The sequence below is a fragment of the Streptomyces sp. DSM 116793 genome (genome assembly GCF_057320905.1).
Genome location: NZ_CM170494.1, coordinates 8,970,442 through 8,988,442 on the forward strand (window position 1 = coordinate 8,970,442; position 18,001 = coordinate 8,988,442).

Consider the following 18,001-nt stretch of genomic DNA (forward strand, 5'->3'; position numbering starts at 1 on the left):
ACTGCCTGCACGGTGCGTGCGCCGCCCGTGGCACACGGCGCCGCCCCACCTTAGCGGGGCGTGGACATGCGGTGGGGCCGGCGACCCCACCGCATGCGGTGTGCGTGCGTGCCCGGCCGGCGCGGTGCCGGCCGGGGACCGCCGGAGGCGTGCTCGCCCCTACGGCAGCCGGTTGATGGTGAAGGTGGACGTGGTGTTCTTCACGTCCTGGGCGTTGTCGGACAGTGTGAGGTTGTGGAACGTGACCTCGCCGACCGCCGGGCCCTGCCCCGGCTCGGGCATCTCGTTGGCCCAGAGCCCGAAGCCCGACTTGGCGTCGTAGGCGTCGCCGCTCTTGTGGGCGCCGGTGATGGTGATGTCGGTCAGGACGGTGTCCTTGATGGGGTACTGCGGCTGGCCTCCCACGTAGTTGGTCTGGAACATGATGCCGCTGTACGTCGGGTCGATGATGTCGGTGTTGTTGATCCTGATGCCCTGGAACACCTTCGACGCCGAGAAGAGCCAGATCCCCGGGAAGGTCTGTGCCCCCCAGAAGTGGCCTCCCGCGCGCACGACGGAGATGTTCTCCAGGGTGGTGGGACTGGTGCCGAAGCCGTTCATCGGATACCCGAAGTCGAGCGAGCTGACGGTGACCCCCGAGTACACCAGGGTGTCCGCGATGTGGATGTTGCGGAAGGTGTTGTCGTAGCCGCCGTACACGGCGACACCGGCGGCGCGCCAGGTCAGGACGGCCGTCAGGTTCTCGTAGACGTTGTTCTTCTCGTCTGCGCCGCCGGCGTCGATGGCAGAGAAGAGGGCGAAGCTGTCGTCGCCGGTGGCACGCGCCTCGTTGTTGACGACGTGGTTGTCGGTGCTGCCGTTGGTCATGTTGACGCCGTCGGCGAAGGTGTCGTGGATCCGGGAGTTCCTGATGGTGACCCGGTCGGTGTTGGCGCCCCAGTAGAGGCACACCGTGTGCTCGTCCCAGATGTTGTCGATGGTCATGTCGGTGACGTTGGAGAAGTCGAAGACCTTGCCGGGCCCGTCGATCCGTGAGGTGTAGTTCCCGAAGTAGGAGAAGTTCGCGAAGGTGGAGCCGTTCGCGGAGCTCTCCGCGCGGAAGCCGACGTCCGTGTTCTCCTGTGACGACGGGGCGTGGAAGCGGGTGTACCAGGGCCCGGCGCCGACCACCTTCACGGCCTTGCCGTACACCTGGAACTTGCCCGACGTCTCGTAGTCGCCCGGCGGCAGGTACACCCCGGTGAGGGTGCCCGTGGTGTCCATGCGGACCTTGTCCAGGGCGTTCTGCACGTCCTGCTGGGTGAAGCCGGCCGGCTGGGCGTAGTGGGCCGGGTCCGGGTTGGCGATCGGCGAGACCTGCTCCAGGCTGATGAAGTCGATCGCGTACCTGGAGGTGTTGGCGGCGTCCTTCTGCAGCCGGATGGTGCTGCCGGCCGGCACGCTCTCGCCGAGCATCAGGTTGGCCTCGTCGTAGATGTGCCGCGGCGAGCCCGCGCCGGGTGAGTTGCCGGGTCCTGTCTCGGCGCCGTACAGCCACGCGTACTTCGAGGTCAGGTCGATCGCCTTGCGGAAGGCGCCGTTGACGTAGACGTTCAGCGTGGCGCTGGTGCCGCCGCCGCCCGCGGAGTCCGGGATGGAGAAGCGGGTGACGAGCGTGTTGGTGCTGGCCTTCGTGGTGAACTCGACATAGCTGCCGGTGCTCTCCAGGGTGACGGCCCGGCGGCCCGACGCCTCACCGGCGAGGTCGCCCACGGCGCGGCCCGGTCCGACGGTCCTGGCACCGCCGCCCACCACCCCGTCCTCCGCCTCGTAGGTGTCGTAGGGCATGTCGGCGCCCCGTCCCACGAACAGCGGCTGCGAGGTGGTGTTGTTGGCGCGCTTGACGGGCACCTCGTTGGCGTCGTCGGCGATCACGGTCTTCACCGTGTACTTGCCGTTCGCCGCGGTCCAGGTGCCGAGCCGCACCGGTGCCGTGGTGGCGCCCGGCGCGACGCTGCCGGTGTAGGAGCCGGTGAGCGTCTGCACCGTGGAGCCGTTCGCGCCGAGCACCGAGAGTGTGATGGCGTGCGAGCCGCCCGCGGAGGCCACCGTGCCCTGGTTCCTGAGGGCGACGGTGAAGGTCACCGTGTCCCCGCCGGACGCGGCGGACGGCGACCAGCTCACCGGGGCGGCGAGCAGGTCGGAGCTGGAGACGGGTGTGACCACCAGCGGCGTCGGACTGGTGTAGGTGTTGTTGCCGTCGTTCTGCTCGATGACCTTGTTGTCCGGATCGACGGCCGCGCCCACCTGGTACGAGCCCGCGTCGTGCGCCCCGGTGTCCGCCGTCACGGTCGCCGTGGCACCGGCCGCGATGGCGCCGACCTGGGCCGTGCCCACCTTGGTGGAGCCGAGCTGGAAGGTGACGTCGGCCGGGTCCGAGGCCGCGGTGCCGGTGTTGGCGACGGTCGCCGTCAGGCTGACCCGGTCCGACTCGACCGGCGCCGACGGGGCAGCCGTCACCTTGGTGACCTGCAGGTCCGGGTTGGGCGCCGGCACGCCGAGCACCTGGAGCTCGGCGACCTGGCCGGCCGGCGCTCCGGTGTTGGCGGTGAACCTGAGCTGGAGGTCCGCGACGCGGGCCGAGACCGGGATGGTCACGGTGTTCCCGGTGGCCGGGTCGAAGGCGTAGCCGCGGCTCGCGACCAGGCTGCTGAAACCGCTGGCCTTCTGCTCGCGCCCCAGCACCTCGAAGGTCTGGGTGCGCTTGCTCCAGACCGGGTCCGGATTGAGCTTGACCACCACCTGGTGGACGTCGGCGTTGGCGCCGAGTTTCACGGTGAGGGTGTTCGGGTAGCTGCCTCCGCCGCCCTCCCAGTAGGTGCCCACATTGCCGTCGTTGGCGTTCTCGGCGACGTAGGTGAACACCGTCGACGAGGCGCTGATCGGCTTGTGGGCGGCGAGGTCGGCGTCCTGTGCGGCGCGCCCCGTACGGGTGACGGTGTTGCTGCCGATCGACCTGTTGCCCGCGGCGTCCCTGGCCCGCACCTGGTACGTGGTGCTGGTGCCGGCGGGCCGGGTGTCCGTGTAGGAGGTGGTGCCGCCGCCCACGCTGCCCAGCAGGGTGCCGTCGTCGGCGTACACGTCGTACCCGGTGACCTTGGTGTCGTCCTGGGATCCGCCCCAGGTCAGGTGGATCGTGCCGGCCCAGCGCTCGGTGAGGGCCAGGTGTTCGGGGGCCGTCGGCGCCCGGCTGTCGCCCCGGACCGCCTTGCGGGTCACCGTCGTGCTGTCGGGGGACTGGTTGCCCGCGGCGTCCCTGGCCCGCACGAAGTAGGCCGCGGCCGAGCCGGCGGGCGGGGTGTCCGTGTAGGTGGTGGTGCTCGCGGGCAGGCTGGCGCGCAGGGTGCCGTCGCCGGTGTAGACGTCGTACCCGGTGACCTCGGTGTTGTCGTGCGCGGCCCGCCAGTTGAGCTTGACCTGCCCGGTCTCGGGCTCGCTGAAGGTCAGCGCGCGCGGTGTGGTCGGTGGTGTCGTGTCGCCCCGCGCCGGGCCGTAGACCTCCAGCTCGGCGAGCCGGGCGGCGGTCCCGCCGGAACCGGCGGCGACCGCCACGCGGACGTAGCGCGTCACGGTGGTGCCGAACGACAGCGTCGCCGACCGGTGCTGTGCGGCGCCGAACGCGTAGCGGTGCGAGGCGACCAGGTCGGTGAAGTGTTCGCCGTCGGTGCTGCCCTGGAGGGTGAGGGTCTGCGCCCCCGTGTGGCGGCCGGGCGGCATCCCGAGCACCACGCGGTCGACGCCCACCGACGCCCCGAGATCCGTCTGGATCCACTGCGGGAGATCAGCTTTCGCGCCCTCCCAGTAGGTGGCGCGGCTGCCGTCGCCGGCCCGGGCCGCCGTCGCGCCCCGGGCCGAGCTGCTGGCCGTCAGCCGCTTGCCGTGCGCGAGGTTGTGGGTGCCGCTCACGGCGGCCTGCCGGCCGCTGTCCGCCACGCCGGGCACGGCCGGCAGGCCGACCAGGGCCAGGGCGGTGGCGAGGGCGCCGGTCAGCGCCCGTCGTCTCCAGCGTTGTCTGGGCATTGTTCCCCTGTCCTCGGCGCGGGCCGCGCACGGCGGCCGGGCGCCTTGTCGTCGAGTACGGGCGTGCGGAGTACCGAGTACGGGTGTGTGAGGTACCGAGTACGGGTGTGCGGGAGGAGCGCGTGCGGGAGTGCGGGCGCGCCGAGGGCCCCGGGTGCGGCCCGGGCGCGGAGGGTGCCGCTGCCGAGTGGGCCGGGGCGCGGGTACCTCGCATTCTTGCGCCTATTTGTTGAAGAATTGCAGAAGCGTGTTTGGCAGTCCACGGTTTGCGCAGACCTTCTTGCTCCACTTTGTGGAGCGGGGGCGAGTTCAGGTCAGCGGACCGCCTGGGAGGCCGGACCTGGCCGGAAGGGTGCTCCGCGGAGGGGTTTGGTGCGCCGGGGCCGGGGCTACCCGCAGGGCCGGGAGAGGGGGCCCCGAGGGGCGAGGCGCAAGCGGAGCGCAGAGCTCGGAGAGGAGAGCCGAACGGTGACGTCCACGGCGTGGCACGCGGAGGACCGGCAGGATCTCGTCGCGTTTCTGGAAGAGGGTTTCGCCTGTGCACAGGCGTGCGCCGACTGCGCCCGGGTCTGCGCGGGCCGGGTGAGCTTCGCCGGTCCCGGCGACGCGGGCGTGGGGCACGAGATGCGCCGGCAGGCGGTGCTGTGCACGGAGGTGTGCGACGCGACCTGCGCGATGCTGTCGGAGCAGGCGCATCAGGACGAGTACAGCATGCGGATCCAGGTCGAGTGGTGCAGGGCGATGTGCATCGAGTGCGCCCATGTGTGCGATGCGCACCCCGGCGCAGAGGAGTGCGCGGCGGCGTGCCGGGCCTGCGCGCGGGCCTGCACGGATTTCCTGGCCATCCTGGGCTGAGGCCCGCCGCCCGCCGCCCGCCGCGCCCGTTCCGGGCCGGTGGCGTTCGGAGGCCCCGCCGTGTGGGCGCGGTCACCCGGCCACCGGCCGAGGGTCCGGCCACGGCAGCGGTGCCGCCCCGGGACCGGGGCCGTGAGGGGAGGCGTGCGCGGCCCGGGCGGCGCGTGCGGATAACCTGGCCGTCGGAAAACCTTCGGACCGGGACAGACGCAGGGGGTGCAGGGCCGTGCGGGACGGCGACGCGGGGCTCTTCGGCCCGGCCTCCGTGACCTGGCAGATGCACGCCGACCCGATGATGTGGGTGGCCGGCGTACGCGCCCTCTACCTCCAGGCACTGCACCCGCGCGCGGTGCGGGGAGTCATGCAGAACTCGGACTTCCGCCGGGACGCCTGGGGCCGGTTGGTCCGCACCGCACGCTACGTCGCGGCCACCACCTACGGCAGTGCCGAGAACGCCCGGGCGGCGGGCGCCCGCGTGCGTGGCATCCACGCCCGGCTGACGGCCACCGACCCCGGTACCGGAGCCGTCTACGGCGTCGACGACCCCGCGCTGCTGCTCTGGGTGCACTGCGCCGAGATCGACTCCTACCTGCACGTCGTACGCCGCTCCGGCTTCCCCCTCACCGACGAGCAGGCCGACCGCTACATCGCCGAGCAGGCGGCGGCCGGGGCGCCGCTCGTCGGACTCGACCCGCGGGACGTGCCCGCCGACCGCGCCGGACTCACCGCCTACTTCGAGCGGACGCGGCCCGAACTGGCCGCGGGCTCCGAGGCCCGGGACGTCGACGACTTCCTGCGCCGCCCGCCGGTGCCCCTGCCGCTGCTCCCGGTGCGTGCCCTGCTCTGGCGCCCGCTGGCCCGGCTCGCCTACGCCTCGCTTCCGCCGTACGCCCACGTGCTGTACGGCACACCCGCCCCGGAGCCCGCCGTGGTGACCCGCCGGCTGCGCGCCACCGGGGCGATGCTGCGCCTGATCCCCGGCAGGCTGCGCTGGCAGCTGCCGCCCAAGCACATCCTGCGCGCCATGGCGCGTCTCGGCCCCGCCGCCCGCCCCTCGCCGTACAAACTCGGCGCCCGGCTCGCCATACTGGACGGGCCGGGGGAGGGCACGGGCGGGTGACGGGGGCGACAGCACGAGATGGCGGAGAGCAGACTCATCCAGGACCGCTACCGGCTGCTCGACATGATCGGGCGGGGCGGCATGGGCGAGGTGTGGAGCGCCCGTGACGAGTCGCTGGGCCGCCGGGTCGCCGTGAAGTGCCTCAAACCGCTGACGCCCCACCAGGACGCGTCCCTCACCCGGGTGATGCGGGAGCGGTTCCGGCGTGAGGCCCGGGTGGCCGCGTCGTTGCAGCACCGCGGCATCACGGTGGTGCACGACTTCGGCGAGCACGACGGCGTGCTGTACCTCGTCATGGAGCTGCTCCAGGGCCGGAACCTGAGCCAGCTGCTGGCCGCCGGGGACTGCGCGCGCCGCCCGCTGCCGGTCGCCGAGATCGAGGAGATCGCCGACCAGGTCGCCACGGCGCTCGCCTACACCCACGAACAGGGCGTCGTGCACCGGGACCTGAAACCGGCCAACATCATGCGGCTCACCGACGGCACGGTGAAGATCTGCGACTTCGGCATCGCCCGGCTCGGCCACGACATCGGCTTCACCCAGCGGCTCACCGGCACCGGCATCGCCATGGGCACCCCTCACTACATGTCCCCCGAGCAGATCGGCGGTGGCTATGTGGACCACCGCAGCGACCTCTACTCGCTCGGCTGCGTGCTGTACGAACTCGCCACCGGCGCACCGCCGTTCGACCTGGACGACGCCTGGGCGGTGCTCGTCGGGCACCGCGACACCGCACCCCGGCCGCCCCGCAGGCACCGCGCCGACCTGCCGGGCTATCTGGAGCAGATCATCCTCGACCTGCTCGAGAAGGACCCCGACACCCGCCCGGACGACGCCCGTGACCTGGCCGCCCGCATCCACGCGGGCCGGGGCCGCACCGCCCCGGCGGCCGGTGCGGCGCGGGCACCGCGGGACTCGGCGGACCCGGGCGCCCGGCCCGGCGACCGCGGCACCGGCCGTGCCGTGCCGCCCGGCGTCCCCCGCACGGGCCCCGGCACGCCGCACGCCGTCAGGACCCCCCACCCGTCCGGTGCCGGGGCCGCCCACCCGTCCGGTGCCGGGGCCGCCCACCCGTCCGGTGCCGGGGCCGCCTATCCGTCGGGCCCCGAGCCGCTCCTGCCGCCCTGGACCGAGGGCATGATCACCGGGCCGAAGGCCAGCGGCGGCCTGGACCTGCACCCCACCCCGCCCGACACCGCCGCGGGCCTCACCGGTCCCTGGACCACCGCCCCGCGCGGGTCCCGCCCAGGCGCGGGCGGCACGGGACCGGCCCGCCCGGCGGCGGGCCCGGGCCCCGGCTCCCCGCCGCCGGGCCGTCGCCCGCCCTCGTCCGGCTCGCACGCGGTGCCCTCCGCGCCGTATGCCATGCCCTCCGCCCCGCACGGGCTGCCCTACGGACCGCGCCCCGCGACGCCCGGGTCCCGCCCCGCGACGCCCGGGTCCCGCCCCGCGACGCCCGGGTCCCGCCCAGAGACGACCGGTTCCCGGCCCGCGGTGCCGGGCCCCGGCCCGGCGGACACCGGGTCCGGCCCCGCGAAGCCCGGGGCCGGCGCGGCAGACCCGTCGCCGCACACCACCCGGGGGCAGTCCGCTCCGGAGCAGCCCACCCGAGGGCAGGCCACCTCGGGGCACCACGCCCGGAGGCCCACGGGAGGGCACTCCACCCCCGCGCACCCCACCGGCGCGGCCGCCGTGCTGGCCTCCCGGCACGAGGCGGGCCTGAGCCTGGGCCGGCTCGGCCGCTGGGCCGAGGCGGCGGAGGTGCACCGCGTGGTGGCCGCGGAGCGTGCCCGGGCGCTCGGCCCCGACCACCCCGACACCCTCGCCAGCCGCTACGAGGTCGCCTTCACCCTCAGCCGCACCGGGCAGCCGGAGGCCGCCCTCGGCGAGTACGGGGACGTGGCCGCGGCCCGGGCCCGGGTGCTCGGCGCCGACCATCCCGACACCCTCGCGGCCCTCCAGGAGACGGCGTACGAGCTGGGGCAGCTCGGCCGGCACGCCGAGGCCCACCAGGTCTACGCGGCGGTCCTGGAAGCCCGCACCCGCGCCATGGGTGCCGACCACCCCGACACGCTCCGCTGCCGGCACAACCTCGCCTTCAACCTCAGCAGGCTCGGCCGCCTGGAGGACTCCTGCCGGATGGCCTCCGAGGTGGCGGCGGCCCGGGCCCGGGTGCTCGGCGCGCAGCACCCCGACACGCTGGTCACCCAGTACGAGGTCGCGTACGTGCTGGGGCTGCTCGGGCGCTGGGCGGAGGCGCTGGACGTCTACCGCGCGGTCGCCGGGGTGCGCAGCCGGGTGCTCGGTCCCGACCACCCGGACACGTTCGCCGCCCGCTACGAGATCGGGATCAGCCTCGGCCGTCTCGGCCGCAGCGCCGAGGCGCTGGAGCTGTACCGGGGCCTGATCGAGGACCGCGCCCGGGTGGACGGCCCGGACGCCCCCGAGACCCTGCGGGCCCGGCACGGCCTCGGAGTCAACCTCGGGCGGCTCGGCCGCTGGGAGGAGGCCCTGGCGGAGGCGCGCGACGTGGCCGCGCTCCGGGCCAGGGTGCTGGGCCCCGACCACCCCGACACCCTGGTGAGCCGCCGTGAGGTCGCCGTCGCCCTGGGCTGGCTCGGCCGCTGGCCCGACGCCCTGCCCGAGTACCGTGCGGTGGCCGCGGCCCGCGCGAGGTCGCTCGGCGCCGACCATCCGGACACCCTCGCGGCCCACAACGACGAGGCGCACTGCCTGGAACAGCTGGGACGCGGCCCGGAGGCCGTCGCCCTGTACCGCAGAGTGGCCGCCCTGCGGCAGCGCCGCGCGCCCTGACACGGGCGGTGTGGCGAGATCCGCCCGCGCCCTGCGGGCGGTTGCCGGTCGGGGGTGTCTGCCGCGCCCCCTCTTCGTTCGCACCAGAGCGACCCGGTCCCGTGTCCCGCGCGGGCACGTCCGGATGGCGCCCCCGCCCCTGGCCCCCGCGATCTTCGCGTGTTACCAAGGACCATGCCTGCTCGCGATGCCTACGATGCCGTGATCATCGGCGGGGGACACAACGCCCTGGTGGCCGCCGCCTATCTGGCCCGCGCCGGACGGACGGTCCTGGTGCTGGAGCGGCTCGACGGCGCGGGCGGCGCGGCCGTCTCCACCCGCCCGTTCGCCGGGGTCGACGCACGGCTGTCGCGGTACTCCTACCTGGTCAGCCTGCTGCCGCAGAAGATCGTGACCGACCTGGGCCTGGACGTCCGGCTGGCCAAGCGCACCGTCTCCTCGTACACGCCCGCCGAGCGCGCCGGACGCCCGACGGGCCTGCTGGTCGGTGCCGGCCCGGGCAGCGGGGAGCGCACCCGGGAGTCGTTCGCGCGGCTGACCGGCGGGGAGCGCGAGTACGCGGCCTGGCAGGCGTTCTACGGCCGCACCCGGCAGGTCGCGGAGCGGGTCTTCCCCACGCTCACCGAACCCCTGCCGACCCGGGACGAGCTGCGCCGCCGCGTCGGCGACGACGAGGCGTGGCGGATGCTCTTCGAGGAGCCCATCGGGGCCGCCGTCGAGGAGTACTTCCAGGACGACCTGGTGCGCGGTGTCGTTCTCACCGACGCGCTCATCGGCACGTTCGCCGGCGCCCACGACCCGTCGCTGCGGCAGAACCGCTGCTTCCTCTATCACGTCATCGGCGGCGGCACCGGCGACTGGGACGTCCCGGTCGGCGGCATGGGCGCGCTCACCGACGCCCTGGCCGCCGCCGCGCGCGCCGCGGGTGCGGAGATCGCCACCGGGCACGAGGTCGTCAGCGTGGACACGGACGACCGTGCTGCGGAGGTGACCTACCGGACCCGGGAGCGTGAGGGCACCGTCGGCGCCCGCCACGTCCTGTCGGGCGCCTCACCGCAGGAGCTCGCCACCCTTCTCGGCGAGGACCCGCCGGCACCCGCGGAGGGCGCCCAGCTCAAGGTCAACATGCTGCTGGAGCGCTTGCCGCGGCTGCGCGACAGCGCCGTCGACCCCCGCGACGCCTTCGCCGGCACCTTCCACATCGCCGAGGGCTACGAGGCACTGGCGCATGCGCACGACCAGGCGGCGTCCGGCACCGTGCCCACCGCCCCGCCCTCCGAGATCTACTGCCACTCGCTCACCGACCCGAGCATCCTCGGCCCGGAACCCGCCCGGCGCGGCTGGCACACCCTCACGCTCTTCGGGCTGCACACCCCCGCCCGGCTGTTCCGGCACGACAACACCGCCGTCCGCGAGGAGTTGCTGCGCGCCACGCTGGCGCAGCTCGACGCACACCTCGCGGAGCCCGTCGAGTCCTGCCTGGCCAGGGACGCCGAGGGCAGGCCGTGCATCGAGGCGAAGTCCCCGCTCGACCTCGAACGCGACCTGCGGCTGCCCGGCGGGAACATCTTCCACGGCGACCTGGCCTTCCCGTGGTCAGGCGAGGACACCGGCCGCTGGGGCGTGGCGACCGCCCACCCGAACATCCTGCTGTGCGGCGCGGGCGCGGTGCGCGGCGGCGGCGTGAGCGGCATCGGCGGCCACAACGCGGCGATGGCGGTACTGGGGTACTAGGCCGCCGCGGCCCGTGGCACGTTCCGCTCGGCCCGCCGCTTCAGTCTGGCGGGTGGCGGTGTCAGCCCGTCGGGTTGCCCGCCACGGGCGCGTCACCACGGGGCCGCAGGTCCACCAGCCGCTTGATCTTGCCGACCGAGCGTTCCAGCGACTCGGGCGGCACGATCTCGACGGCCACGGTCACCCCGATGCCGTCCTTCACGCCGGCGGTGATCGCCCGGGCCGCCGCCTCGCGGGCCTGCGGTGTCGCACCGGGACGGGCCTCGGCGCGCACCGTCAGCGCGTCCAACCGCCCCTCGCGCGTCAGCCGCAGCTGGAAGTGCGGCGCGACCGCTGGGGTGCGCAGCACGATCTCCTCGATCTGGGTGGGGAAGACGTTGACGCCGCGCAGGATCACCATGTCGTCGCTGCGGCCCATGACCCTCGCCATCCGCCTGAAGACCCGGGCGGTGCCCGGCAGCAGCCGGGTGAGGTCCCGCGTGCGGTACCGCACGACGGGCATCGCCTCCTTGGTGAGCGAGGTGATCACCAGCTCGCCCGGCTCGCCGTCCGGCAGCACCTCGCCGGTGACCGGATCCACGATCTCCGGCAGGAAGTGGTCCTCCCAGATGTGCAGCCCGTCCTTGGTCTCCACGCACTCCTGTGCCACGCCGGGGCCGATCACCTCCGACAGGCCGTAGATGTCGACCGCGTCGATCGCCAGGCGCTCCTCGATCTCCCGGCGCATCTCCTCGCTCCACGGCTCGGCGCCGAGGATGCCCACCTTGAGCGAGGTGGTGCGCGGGTCGACGCCCTGCCGCTCGAACTCGTCCAGCAGCGCCAGCAGGTACGAGGGCGTCACCATGATGACCTCGGGACGGAAGTCCTGGATGAGCCGCACCTGGCGCGCCGTCATCCCCCCGGACGCGGGGATCACGGTGCAGCCGAGCCGCTCGGCGCCGTAGTGCGCGCCGAGGCCGCCGGTGAACAGGCCGTAGCCGTACGCCACATGCACCTTGTGCCCGGGCCGCCCGCCGGCCGCCCGGATCGACCGGGCCACGAGGTCGGCCCAGAGGGACAGGTCGCCCTCCGTGTAGCCGACGACGGTGGGGCGGCCCGTCGTCCCGCTCGACACGTGCAGCCGCCGCACCTCCGCCTCGGGCACCGCGAACATCCCGAACGGGTAGGTGTCCCGCAGGTCGGCCTTGCTGGTGAACGGGAAGCGGGCGAGGTCGGCGAGCGAGCGGCAGTCCTCGGGGCGCAGCCCCGCACGGTCGAACGCGGCGCGGTGGAAGGGGACGTGGTCGTAGACGTGCCGGAGCGTCGCACGCAGCCGGCGGAGTTGGACGTCGCGGAGCTGCTCGGGGTCGAGCCGCTCGCCCGCGTCGCGCGGGCCTGCCGTGGCGCTCGGTCCCGCCGGGTGCGTCGTCATGGCGTTCCCCCTTGTCGGCGAGGCGTCCGGTCGACCGATCATTCGGTCCGGGCCGCTCGGGGATCAGTAATCCAGGGCGCTTCGGGGTGCGTCAAGGGAGCCGACGGGATCCACCGCGTCCACGGTGCCCCGGGTGCGGGCCGCCGGCCGGGCTGCCTACGGTCGGCCTTGGCCCCCCGCGGCACCGGCACACGCTCCCCGGGGGAGGGCCGCGGCATCCCGGGGCCGGGAACTGGGCGCCTCACCGCCGGGCGTCGACCTCGTCGAGCACGATGCCGAAGGTGCCGGTGAGACCTGTGCGGCCCGCTTCGGTGAGGTGCACGACGCGCCGGTACCTGCCCCGCCGCAGCCAGCCGAGCTCGAACAGCCGGGCGGCGACCAGGCCGCCCAGCGGCCCCGCCAGGTGGTGGCGGCGCTCGGCCCAGTCGACGCAGTAGCGCACGGCGGACCGCCGCCGGGGCAGGGCGGCCATGTCCACGCCGAAGTCCTCGAGCGCGGTGCGGCCCTTCGGGGTCACGGCGTAGGACACCTCGGCGGTCTCGTCGCCGCCGGGCGGCCGGTGCACCGCGAGGATCCCGGCCTCCAGCAGTGCGGCCATCAGCGCGACGCCGAGCCGTCCCGCCAGGTGGTCGTAGCAGAGCCGGGCCCGCAGCAGTGCCCGCGCACGGCCGTCGGCGCTCAGCGTGCGCGGCGGCACCGGGCGGGCGATGCGCGCCAGGTGCTCCAGCGCCCCGGCGACCTCCGGGGTGGCGAGCCGGTAGTAACGGTGCCGTCCGTCCAGCTCGACGGTGACCAGCCGCGCCTCGCGCAGCCGGCCCAGATGCCCGCTGACGGTGGAGGGCGCAAGACCGGCCTCCGCGGTGAGCGCGCTCGCCGGCAGGGCACCGCCGCCCGCCAGCGCCAGCAGGATCCTGGCCCGGGCGGGGTCGCCGATGGCGGCGGCCACCTCGGCGATGTCGGTCTCGGTGCTCGGGGTCATGCGTCGAGGGTAAGCGGGGGAGGGTTCGGCTCGGGCCGAAGTGTTCCCGGCGGGCCGGGCCCCCATTGTCCGTATGTGCGCGCGTGCCGTGAGTGCAGGGCCTGCGTGCTGTGGGTGCGGGCCGCGTGCTGTGGGTGCGGGCCGCGTGCCGTGGGTGCGGGCCGCGTGCCGTGGGTGCGGGGCCCACCGGCCGGTCTTCGCCGGGAGGCTTGGGGCGGTGGCGGTGGCCGACTACGGGTGCGTCGTGGCGGTCCGCGCAGTTCCCCGCGCCTTTTTTTGGGGTTTCGGTGGGCCCGGGAGCGGGCGGTGGGGGAGTGGGCCGGGTGTGCGACTTCGGCGTGCGGGGCTCGGGCCGGTGGCCGGTGGCCGGTGGCCGGTGGCCGGTGGCTGGTGGTCGGTGACCGGTTACCGGTGACCGGCTGCGGCTGTGTCGTGGGGGTCAGCGCGGTGCCGCGCCCCTTGGGAGCGGAACGGTTCGGCCGGGGGCGAAGGGATTCGGTTCGACACTGGGCCGCATGACCACCACCCCCGCCCCCCTCTCCGTGCGGGCCCGTGGCAGGCGGCAGGGCCTGGCTCTCGTGGCCGTCTGCCTCGGGCACTTCATGGTCGTTCTGGACGTCACCGCGGTCACCGTGGTCCTGCCGGTGATCGGCGACACCCTGAGGGCGTCGGTGACGGCCCTCCAGTGGGTCGCCGACGGCTACACGCTGTTCTTCGCGGGCCTGCTCCCGTTCAGCGGCGGCCTCGCGGACCGGTTCGGCGCCCGCCGGGCGTTCCTCGCCGGTCTCGCGGTCTTCACGCCGGCCTCGGCCGCCTGTGCGGCCGCGTGGAGCGCGCCGTTGCTCGTCCTCGCCCGCCTCGTCCAGGGCTGCGGGGCCGCCCTGCTGCTGCCCGCGTCCCTGGCGCTGCTGCGCGGCATGTACGCGGACCGGGCGGCCCGGGCGCGTGCCTTCGGCGTCTGGGGCGCCGTCTCCGGCCTGGCCGCCGGGGCGGGACCGGTGCTGGGCGGCCTGCTGGCCGGCGGACTCGGCTGGCGTGCGGTCTTCCTGGTCAACCTGCCCGTCGGAGCGGCGGGAGCCCTCCTGACCCTGCGCCGTGTCCCACCGGCCCCCGGCAGTTCCCGCGGCGGCCTCGACCTGCCCGCACAGGGCGCGCTCGCGCTCGGGCTGGCCGCGCTGGTGGCGGCGCTGGTCGAGGCGGGCGACCTGGGCTGGACGCATCCCGTCGTGCTCGGCGGCGTGGCGCTCTGCCTCGCCGGGGCGCTGGCGTTCCTGCGGCTCGAAGGGCGCGCCCGCGCCCCGATGCTGCCGCTCTCCCTGCTGCGCGCCCCCGGCTTCGGCCCGGCCGTGACCATCGGGGCGCTGCTCAACCTCGGCTTCTACGGCCTGCTCTTCCTCGCCCCGCTCTACTTCCAGCGGGTGCACCACTACGGCGTGCTGCGCACCGGCTGTGCGCTGCTGCCCGCCGTCGCGGTGGTGGCGCTCGGCTCCGGCCTCGCGGGCCGGGTGACGGCCCGCACGGGGCCACGGCTGCCCATGGTCGCCGGGCTCGGCGTGGGCGCGCTCGGCCTGCTGGGCTGGCTGCTCGCCGGGCCCGCCACCGGCTACGCCGTCCTGGTCGCGCCGATGGCCGCCGCCGGCTTCGGCACCGCGTTCACCATGCCCGCCGCCACCGTCGCCGCCATGGAGTCCGCGACCGGGGACCGCGCCGGGGCCGCGTCGGCGGTCTTCAACACCGCACGGCAGAGCGGCAGCGCCCTCGGGGTCGCCGTCTTCGGCAGTCTCTCCGCGGGCGGCCTGGTCACCGGGCTGCACACCTCGGCCGTCGTCGGAGCCGCCGGATTCCTGCTCGCCGCGGCGCTCGCCGCCCTCACCGGCCGGCACGGACGCGGGGCGCCCCCGGCGCGCTGAGCGCTCGTTCCCGGGCCCCTCACGGCCCCTGTGCGGCGCCGGAGCCGGTCGCTAGGCTGGCGCCCGGTGGACAACCCAGAAGGAGCAATGGACGTGGCCGAAGGCACCACCCAGCAGCGCTCGCTCGCGGGCTGGGACAAACCCGACCTGGACCTCAGCAACGCGCAGTGGCAGTCGAGCAGCCGCGGACTCGGGGACGTCCAGATCGCGTTCGTCGAAGGATTCATCGCGATGCGCAACAGCGGCCGCCCGGACAGCCCGTCCCTGATCTTCACCCCCGACGAGTGGGGGGCGTTCGTGCTCGGGGCCCGCGAGGGAGAGTTCGATCTCACATGATCTAATATGACCTGACTTGGTCAGAAGCGGTCCAGGGGCTCTACGACCTGGACCGCATGTTTACGAGATGGTCCCGGCTGCCCGTGCACAGACCGGCACCGGAGACGAGGATCCATGAGCACGCTGCCGGTCGTCGTGGCCGTCGACGGTTCGGAGGGCAGCCTGCGCGCACTGGACTGGGCACTGGCGGAGGCGCAGCTGCGGGACGCGCCCCTGCGCGTCGTCCATGTGCGCCAGTACGCCGCGTGGCCCCAGCTCCAGGCACTCGTACCGGAGCCGCCCGAGCCCGCCGAGGAGCCCGTGGAGGACCGGGTCCTCACTCGCGTCCTGACGTCGTTCGCCGGCCGGGAGGGCCTGCCCGAGCTGGACAGCCAGAGCCCGGAGGGCGACCCGGCGCAGGTACTGCCCGAACTGGGCGCCGGCGCACAGCTCATGGTGCTCGGCTCCCGCGGCCGGGGCGGTTTCGCCAGCCTGCTGCTCGGCTCCACCGGCATGGCTGCCGCCCGCGACGCCGCCTGCCCGGTCGTGGTGGTGCCCCGGCCGGGCCGCGAGGTGCACGGCGCGGCGCCCGCGGCGCCCGGACCCCGGGTGGTGGTCGGCGTCTCGGTGGAGGCCGCCGACGACAACACCCTCGACTTCGCCTGCTCCGAGGCCGTCCGGCACGCGGCCCGGCTGGAGGTGGTCTCCTCCTACCCGTGGCCGACCTACGCCTGGACGGCCGCCGCGGACTTCACCCCCACCGCCGAGGACGAGGAGGCGGCGCAGGCGGCCACCGCCGACCAGCTCGACGAGATCCTCGCCCCCTACCGCCAGGCCCACCCCGGGCTGACCGTCGAGACGCGGGTGGCGGCCGGCGACGCCGCGGGGCACCTCGTCGCCGCCTCGCAGAACGCCGAACTCGTCGTGGTCGGCCGCCACCACCGGCGGCTGCTCAGGCCGGCCCGGATGCTGGGCTCGGTCACGCACGCCGTCCTGCTGCACGCCGCCAGTCCCGTCGCGGTCGTCCCCCCGGGCACCGAGGGCGCAGAGCCGGCGGAGTGAGCCCGGCGACGGCCCGGTGAGTCCATAGCCCGGCGACCCGACCGTCCCGTCGCGCCACCCCCCGGCTCCGGCACGCACCACGCCACTCCCATCTCCACCCCCGCATCTCCACCCCCGCCCGCTCCTGACCGGCGGCACGCTCCGCCATGTGCGCGTCCGCACCACCCCGCGCCGTTTTGCGCCCGGCCCCAGGTGGTACGTCTGCTGACTGCACGCCACACACCCGACATGTCCGCCCTTGTGCGGTCAGGAGCCCCGTCATGATTCCGTCCGGCAGCGCGCACCGTGCCCCGTGCGCACCACCTCGTGGGAGCGCAGGATGACCGGCTGGACGCTGGCGCTCTCCGAGGGTGACCTGGCCGCCGCGCGCGCCCAGATGGGGTTCTCGCTCGCCTGGCACATCGTGGTGGCGTGCCTGGGCGTGGGGCTGCCGCTGCTCACCCTGGCGGCGGAATGGTACGGCATCCGCACGGGTGACCCCGCGCTGCGGCTGCTGGCCCGCCGGTGGGCGCGCGGCATGGGCGTGCTGTTCGCCGTGGGCGCGGTGTCGGGCACCATCCTCAGCTTTGAGATGGGGCTGCTGTGGCCCGGTCTGATGGGGCGGTTCGGCCAGGTCATCGGCCTGCCGTTCGCCTTGGAGGGGTTCGCCTTCTTCCTGGAGGCCGTGTTCCTCGGCATCTACCTGTACGCCTGGGACCGGTTGCCGCCCAAGCAGCACCTGCTGACGGGGGTGCCGATCGTCATCTCCGGCACGCTCTCCGCGTTCTTCGTGGTCTGCGCGAACGCCTGGATGAACCAGCCGCGTGGCATCACCCTCCGCCCCGACGGCACCCTCGCGGACGTCAGCCCCTGGGTCGCCATGATCAACCCGGCCGCGCCGCCGCAGAGCGTGCACATGATCCTCGCCGCGTTCATGGTGGCGTCCTTCGCCACCGCCTCCGTCTACGCCGTGGCCCTGCTGCGCGGCCGGAACGACACCTACCACCGGGTGGGCTTCCTGCTGCCGTTCTCCTTCGGGGCCCTCCTCGCGCCGTTCCAGCTGATCGTCGGCGACTGGGTGGCCCGCTTCCTCGCCCACTACCAGCCCGTCAAGCTGGCGGGCATCGAAGGCGTGTTCCGCACCGGCTCGCACATCCCGCTGACCCTCCTCGGCGCGGCCCCCGGCAACGACCGTCTGGAGTACGGTCTCGAGATCCCCAGCGGCCTGTCGTTCCTGGTCGGCTTCTCACCCGAGACCGTCGTCCGCGGCCTGAACGAGGTGCCGCGCGACCAGTGGCCGGTGGTGACCGCCGTGCACCTCGCCTTCGACGGGATGGTGGGCATCGGCGTGCTGCTCATCGCCATGGGCGTCGTCCTGCTGCTGGCCTGGTGGCGCGCCCGGCGCACCGGCCGCGCCCTGATGGACCTGCGCGGCCACCGGATCTTCCTGGTGGTCGCCGCCCTCTGCGGGCCGCTCTCCGTGGTCGCCCTGGAGTGCGGCTGGACCGTCACCGAACTCGGCCGCCAGCCCTGGATCGTCTACGGCGTGATGCGGGTGCGGGACGCCGTCAACCCCGCGCCCGCCCTGCAGACCGGGCTCTGGCTGGTGCTGACCGTGTACACCGCGATGACCGCCGCCACCGTGTACGTGCTGCGGCGGATGGTCAGGACCACACCGGTACCGATCGCGCCCCAGGAGAGCGATGTTGAGCGTTACCCCGTCACATGACACCGGCGCCGGGAGCCGGCGGCGCGCCCGGCAC

The 18,001-nt window shown here is 74.5% G+C and carries 11 protein-coding genes; 8 read left to right on the plus strand and 3 right to left on the minus strand.

What is annotated here, in order from left to right; translation table 11 throughout:
- Window positions 1–159: 159 nt before the first annotated feature.
- A complete protein-coding gene (locus ACSMXW_RS35520; RefSeq protein ID WP_485802516.1) occupies window positions 160–4,059 on the minus strand; it encodes a discoidin domain-containing protein in 3,900 nt (1,299 codons plus the stop codon).
- A 468-nt stretch (window positions 4,060–4,527) separates the two neighbouring features.
- On the opposite strand from ACSMXW_RS35520, the gene ACSMXW_RS35525 reads away from it, so the two are divergent.
- The 4 genes from ACSMXW_RS35525 (at window position 4,528) to ACSMXW_RS35540 (ending at window position 10,582) form a co-directional block, all read left to right on the plus strand.
- Window positions 4,528–4,914, plus strand: a complete 387-nt coding sequence (locus tag ACSMXW_RS35525) for a four-helix bundle copper-binding protein (RefSeq protein ID WP_485802517.1) — start codon at window positions 4,528–4,530, stop codon at window positions 4,912–4,914.
- A 277-nt stretch (window positions 4,915–5,191) separates the two neighbouring features.
- Entirely contained in the window at window positions 5,192–6,034 is an 843-nt protein-coding gene (locus ACSMXW_RS35530) for an oxygenase MpaB family protein (protein ID WP_485808505.1), read from the plus strand.
- Window positions 6,035–6,052: 18 nt separating this feature from the next.
- Window positions 6,053–8,848 (plus strand): serine/threonine-protein kinase, encoded by a 2,796-nt coding sequence (locus tag ACSMXW_RS35535; protein ID WP_485802519.1) that lies wholly within the window; start codon window positions 6,053–6,055, stop codon window positions 8,846–8,848.
- Between the two features lie 174 nt (window positions 8,849–9,022).
- On the plus strand, window positions 9,023–10,582 hold the full coding sequence (locus tag ACSMXW_RS35540) for a phytoene desaturase family protein (RefSeq protein ID WP_485802520.1): 1,560 nt from the start codon (window positions 9,023–9,025) through the stop codon (window positions 10,580–10,582).
- Window positions 10,583–10,643: 61 nt separating this feature from the next.
- On the opposite strand, the gene paaK is transcribed toward ACSMXW_RS35540, so the two are convergent.
- Both paaK and ACSMXW_RS35550 read right to left on the minus strand, forming a co-directional pair.
- On the minus strand, window positions 10,644–11,993 hold the full coding sequence (gene paaK, locus ACSMXW_RS35545) for a phenylacetate--CoA ligase PaaK (protein ID WP_485802521.1): 1,350 nt from the start codon (window positions 11,991–11,993) through the stop codon (window positions 10,644–10,646).
- 241 nt (window positions 11,994–12,234) lie between these two features.
- The gene (locus tag ACSMXW_RS35550; protein WP_485802522.1) at window positions 12,235–12,972 is read right to left on the minus strand and encodes an ArsR/SmtB family transcription factor; all 738 of its coding nucleotides are present in this window, start codon (window positions 12,970–12,972) and stop codon (window positions 12,235–12,237) included.
- 515 nt (window positions 12,973–13,487) lie between these two features.
- Between ACSMXW_RS35550 and ACSMXW_RS35555 the strand changes: the two genes are divergently transcribed.
- From ACSMXW_RS35555 to ACSMXW_RS35570, 4 genes are all read left to right on the plus strand, one after another.
- Window positions 13,488–14,882 carry an MFS transporter gene (locus ACSMXW_RS35555; RefSeq protein WP_485802524.1) on the plus strand — a complete coding sequence of 465 codons (1,395 nt, stop codon included), beginning with the start codon at window positions 13,488–13,490 and terminating at the stop codon, window positions 14,880–14,882.
- 93 nt (window positions 14,883–14,975) lie between these two features.
- Window positions 14,976–15,218, plus strand: coding sequence for a DUF397 domain-containing protein (locus tag ACSMXW_RS35560; protein ID WP_485808507.1), 243 nt, complete (start codon window positions 14,976–14,978; stop codon window positions 15,216–15,218).
- A gap of 114 nt (window positions 15,219–15,332) precedes the next feature.
- A complete protein-coding gene (locus ACSMXW_RS35565) occupies window positions 15,333–16,259 on the plus strand; it encodes a universal stress protein (protein WP_485802526.1) in 927 nt (308 codons plus the stop codon).
- 319 nt (window positions 16,260–16,578) lie between these two features.
- Complete coding sequence (locus ACSMXW_RS35570) at window positions 16,579–17,967, plus strand: cytochrome ubiquinol oxidase subunit I (protein ID WP_485808509.1); 1,389 nt, start codon at window positions 16,579–16,581, stop codon at window positions 17,965–17,967.
- Window positions 17,968–18,001: the final 34 nt, after the last annotated feature.